General features: G+C 68.0%; 5 protein-coding genes. All 5 read right to left on the bottom strand.

Going from position 1 to position 4,716, the window contains the following annotated elements:
* A partial coding sequence (locus ACOADB_RS00600) for a CDP-alcohol phosphatidyltransferase family protein (RefSeq protein ID WP_378595982.1) occupies nucleotides 1–285 on the bottom strand: 285 nt, incomplete at its 3' end.
* A 51-nt stretch (nucleotides 286–336) separates the two neighbouring features.
* Nucleotides 337–894 (bottom strand): HIT family protein, encoded by a 558-nt coding sequence (locus ACOADB_RS00605; protein WP_378595983.1) that lies wholly within the window; start codon nucleotides 892–894, stop codon nucleotides 337–339.
* Nucleotides 891–1,616 carry a TetR/AcrR family transcriptional regulator gene (locus ACOADB_RS00610; protein WP_378595984.1) on the bottom strand — a complete coding sequence of 242 codons (726 nt, stop codon included), beginning with the start codon at nucleotides 1,614–1,616 and terminating at the stop codon, nucleotides 891–893. Before ACOADB_RS00610 ends, ACOADB_RS00605 begins: the two co-directional genes overlap by 4 nt.
* An 86-nt stretch (nucleotides 1,617–1,702) precedes the next feature.
* Complete coding sequence (locus ACOADB_RS00615; RefSeq protein ID WP_378595986.1) at nucleotides 1,703–2,692, bottom strand: hypothetical protein; 990 nt, start codon at nucleotides 2,690–2,692, stop codon at nucleotides 1,703–1,705.
* A 2-nt stretch (nucleotides 2,693–2,694) separates the two neighbouring features.
* Nucleotides 2,695–4,677: a threonine--tRNA ligase gene (gene thrS, locus ACOADB_RS00620; protein ID WP_378595987.1), complete on the bottom strand. Its 1,983-nt coding sequence runs from the start codon at nucleotides 4,675–4,677 to the stop codon at nucleotides 2,695–2,697.
* Between the last annotated feature and the right edge of the window lie 39 nt (nucleotides 4,678–4,716).

Genomic DNA, 4,716 nt, shown 5'->3' on the forward strand with positions numbered 1-4,716 from the left:
GTCGCCGATCCGGTCGAGGGTCGAGTCCCAGAACGCCCCGAACTTCGAGGTCCGCCCCAGCTCTCGGGCCATGCGGCCGTCGATGATGTCGCTGAACACGAACGCGGTGATGAACAGGACGCCGTAGAGCAGCTCGCCGCGGGGGAAGAAGGCAAGTGCACCCACGACCACCCCGATCGTGCCCACGAGGGTCACCGCGTCGGGGCTGATGCCCATCCGGATGAAGAGACGGACGAAGGGGGCCAGCACGGTCCCGCCCCAGAACTCCTTGAAGCGCTCCAACACGGGTCGGAACCTATCAGCGCGCATCGACACGCGACGTGCTGGCGCTCGTCGCTACTCGACGACCCTGGTGTGCCAGGCGTCCACGAGCAGGTCGCGGGTCTGCTCCAGCAACTGGGGCAACGTGTTGGTGCCACCGATCACGGTCATGAAGTTCGAGTCTCCCGACCAGCGCGGCACCACGTGCTGGTGCAGGTGGCCCGAGAGCGACCCACCCGCCGCCTCACCGAGGTTGAGGCCGACGTTGAACGCCTGTGGCTGTGAAACGGACCGGATGGTGCGCAACGACGCCTGGGTCAGCACCGCGACCTCGTAGGTCTCGGCGTCCGTCAGGTCGGCGTAGTCGGCGACGTGCCGGTACGGCAGAACCATGAGGTGACCCGGGTTGTACGGATACAGGTTGAGGACGACGTACGCCGTCTCCCCTCGTACGACGACCAGGGAGTCGTCGGTCGACGTCGCCGGGTCGGCCGTGATCCGGCAGAACGGGCACACCGGACGGGGCTCGGCATGCGTCGGCGGTTCGACGTCCTCCTCGCCCCTCACGTAGGCCATCCGGTGCGGCGTCCAGAGCCGGTCCAGCCGGTTGAGGTCGGACACGGCCCGGCTCACGCCCCTTCGCTGTCGGGAGAGAGCGCCTGCAGGAGGTCGACGATCGGCAGGTCCGGCAGGTTGATGCCCCGCGAGAGCGCCAGACCGTTGATCTGGAGCCAGATCGACTCCGAGAGGATGCTGATGCAGGTGTCGATGCTGGGTTCGCGCACGTCGCGCTCGAGCCAGCGTCGGACGGCCGCGAAGACGGCGCCGATCATGCCGAAGACCCAGGGGTCGAGCGCTGCACGGTCGTCGTCGCTGAGCTCGACTCCCACGGCTCCGACCACGATCGCCATCAGTCCCTCGATGCCCTCGGCCACCTGTTCGATGGCCTGTCCCAGGGGGCTCGGACCCCAACCAGCGAGGTCGCGCTCCGCGAACCAGTAGAGGCTCGGGTGGGCCTCGGCCCACCGGATGAAGCTGCCGACGATCCGGTGGATGATCTGGTCCGGCGTGCCGTCGTACGAGAGTGCGGGCAGCAGCGCGGCGCCGACGTCCTCACAGACCTGGCGCTGGACTGCCCGGTCGAGATCGGTGCGGTCCTCGAAGTGCCGGTAGATGACGGTGCGGCTCATCTTGGCCTCGTCGGCCACGGCCTGCACCTGGATCTCCTCACCCGGCGCCTGTCGCTCCATCACCGCGATGGCAGCGTCGATGATCACCTGCCGGCGCACCTGGTTGTGCTCCTGCCACCTGGTCCGGCGCCCGTCCAGCAACTCCGGGCTGTCGTCCGAAGACATCAGCACTCCCCTGTCCTTTTTCTCCCCACGTGCGGCCCCCTCCTGCCGGAGGTCCGGCACACCATGCGCAGACTAGCCAACGGCCCTCAGGTGTACCGGTGGAACCACTGCCCGAGGTCCCGCGCGATGCCGGGGCAGGTGATGTTCTGGTCCCGGCGTTCCTCGACCCACTGACCCATGACGGCGGGCCCGCCCTGGATCGACCAGTCGTCGCCGCAGCGATTCCGCGCCTCCGTGCGGGAGGTCTGTCCGGCGGCCCGCCACTCCGGGACTCCCCCGAGGGCCAGGTCGCCGACGACGCGCTGATAGAGGCTGGGGGTCGAGTACACGCCGATCCGGAAGCCGGCGTCGACGTACCCGCGGGCGACGCCCTCGATGACCGCGGCGTTGGCCTGGAGGTCGTCGCTCCACTCGAAGACCGGGACCGGTTCGACGTCGATCCAGACGATCGGGCTGAGCAGGCCGACCTGGCCCATGGTGCCGATGTTGAAGCGAGCCTGCTGGTAGCCGACGTTCTTGAGGCGACCGATCTTCGTCGACGCGTCGTGCGGGCCGTCGGCGCCGTACTTGGCGAGGGTGGCCTTGTCGGGATAGCTCGACACGGCGTAGACGGCGACGAGGACGTCGTTGTCCTTGGCCCACTTCACCTGGTCGGCCAGGCACGGGTTGGGCGTGAAGCCCGGGCCGTTGGTCAATCCGAGTACGACGTACTCCGCCGCCGGCAGCGGCATCGGCATGCCGAGGCCCTGCTTCTCGGGGATCCCCATTCCCTTCGGACACTGCGGCCAGCTCACGTCGCCGCCGAGGACCTCGCCGTCCCGCGGGGCGATGTTGCTGGTGGGCTGGTTGCCCTCGCGAGCCAGGTTCTCCGCAGCCTCGGCCAGGTTGCTGGCGTCGGCGCCGGGATCACCGGCGTCGCCTCCGGGACGACCGGTGTCGGTGGCCGACGTTGCTTCCGTCGTGGCGGTGCTGGCCGGCGGGCGCGGCGGCGCGCCCGCGGTCGGGTCGGTTCCGCCACACCCTGCGAGCAGGAGCAACAGGACCGACGAGGCCGCGACCGACGCCCGCCGCTTCACGATCAGACCTGCGAACGGGTGGCGACGGCCTCGAGGACCCGAGCGATGGCGTCGGCGATCGGCACACCGTTGTCCTGTCGTCCGTCGCGGTAGCGGAAGCTCACGGCGCCCGCCTCGACATCGTCCGCACCGGCGATGAGCATGAACGGCACCTTCTGCAGCTGCGCGTTGCGGATCTTCTTCTGCATCCGGTCGTCGGAGTCGTCGACCTCGACGCGCAGGCCGGCCGCCTTCATCTGCTTCGCCACGTCGTACAGGTAGTCCGCAAACGTGTCGGCGACCGGGATCGCCTGCACCTGGATCGGGGCGAGCCACGGGGGGAACGCTCCGGCGTAGTGCTCGACCAGGACACCGAAGAACCGCTCGAGCGAACCGAACTTCGCCGAGTGGATCATCACCGGCTGGTGCTTCTGGCCGTCAGCGCCGTTGTACTCGAGCTCGAACCGGGCCGGCTGGTTGAAGTCGTACTGGATCGTCGACATCTGCCAGGTGCGGCCGATCGCGTCGCGGCACTGGACCGAGACCTTGGGGCCGTAGAACGCGGCGCCGCCGGGGTCGGGGACCAGTTCGAGCCCCGACTCGACGCAGACGTCCTCGAGCACCTTGGTCGCGATCGCCCAGTCCTCGTCGGACCCGACGAACTTGTCCGGCTTGGAGTCGTCACGGGTCGACAGCTCGAGGTAGAAGTCGTCGAGGCCGAAGTCCTTGAGCAGGCCGAGCACGAAGTCCAGCAAGTGCTTGATCTCACCGGGGGCTTGTTCAGCGGTGACGTACGAGTGCGAGTCGTCCTGCGTCATGCCGCGAACGCGGGTCAGGCCGTGCACGACACCGGACTTCTCGTAGCGGTAGACCGAGCCGAACTCGAAGAGTCGCAACGGCAACTCGCGATAGGAGCGCCCGCGCGACTTGTAGATCAGGTTGTGCATGGGGCAGTTCATCGGCTTGACCATGTAGTTCGATCCCTCGAACTCCATGGGCGGGAACATCGTGTCCGCGTAGTACGGGAGGTGGCCCGAGGTGTAGAAGAGCTGGTCCTTGGTGATGTGCGGGGTGCCGACGTACTCGAACCCCTCCTCGATGTGGCGCTGGCGGACGTAGTCCTCCATCACGCGCTTGATCACGCCACCCTTGGGGTGGAAGACCGCGAGGCCGGAACCGATCTCGTCGGGGAAGCTGAACAGGTCGAGCTCGCGGCCGAGCTTGCGGTGGTCGCGGCGCTCAGCCTCCTCGATGCGGTGGAGGTGCTCGTCGAGCTCCTCCTTGCTCGGCCACGCGGTGCCGTAGATGCGCTGGAGCTGCTTGTTCTTCTCGTCGCCGCGCCAGTACGCCGCAGCGCTGCGCATCAACTTGAAGGCCGGCACCCGCTTGGTGGTCGGCAGGTGCGGCCCGCGGCAGAGGTCCTTCCACGCGACCTCGTTGTTGCGGTTGAGGTTGTCGTAGATGGTCAGCTCGCCCGCGCCGACCTCGGCACCCGCGCCCTCCGCGGCTTCGCCGGCGTTGCCCTTCAGGCCGATCAGCTCGACCTTGTAGGGCTCGTCCTTCAGCTCCTCCAACGCGTCGGCATCGGTGGTCACGCGACGGGAGAACCGCTGGTTCTCCTTGATGATCTTGCGCATCGCGGTCTCGATCTTGACGAGATCCTCGGGAACGAACGGGGTCTCGACGTCGAAGTCGTAGTAGAAGCCGTTCGCGATCGGCGGGCCGATGCCGAGCTTGGCCTCCGGGAAGAGCTGTTGCACGGCTTGGGCGAGCACGTGCGCGGTGGAGTGGCGCAGGATGTCGAGGCCGTCCGGGCTGGTGATCGCCACGCCTTCGACCTCGTCGCCGTCCACGAGCTCGTAGGACAGGTCCTTGAGCTCGCCGGCAACCCGCGCCGCGATCACGTCAGGGTCCTCGCGGAACAGCTCCCAGGCCTTCGTGCCCGTGGCGACCGTCGAGTCCTGGCGCGCTTCGGCGGACAGTACGGCGACCTTGATGTCGGACACGAAATGACTCCTTGGTGGTGGTTCCCGAGACGTGCTGAG

The sequence above is a fragment of the Nocardioides sp. CPCC 206348 genome (genome assembly GCF_048654705.1).
Lineage (GTDB): Bacteria > Actinomycetota > Actinomycetes > Propionibacteriales > Nocardioidaceae > Nocardioides.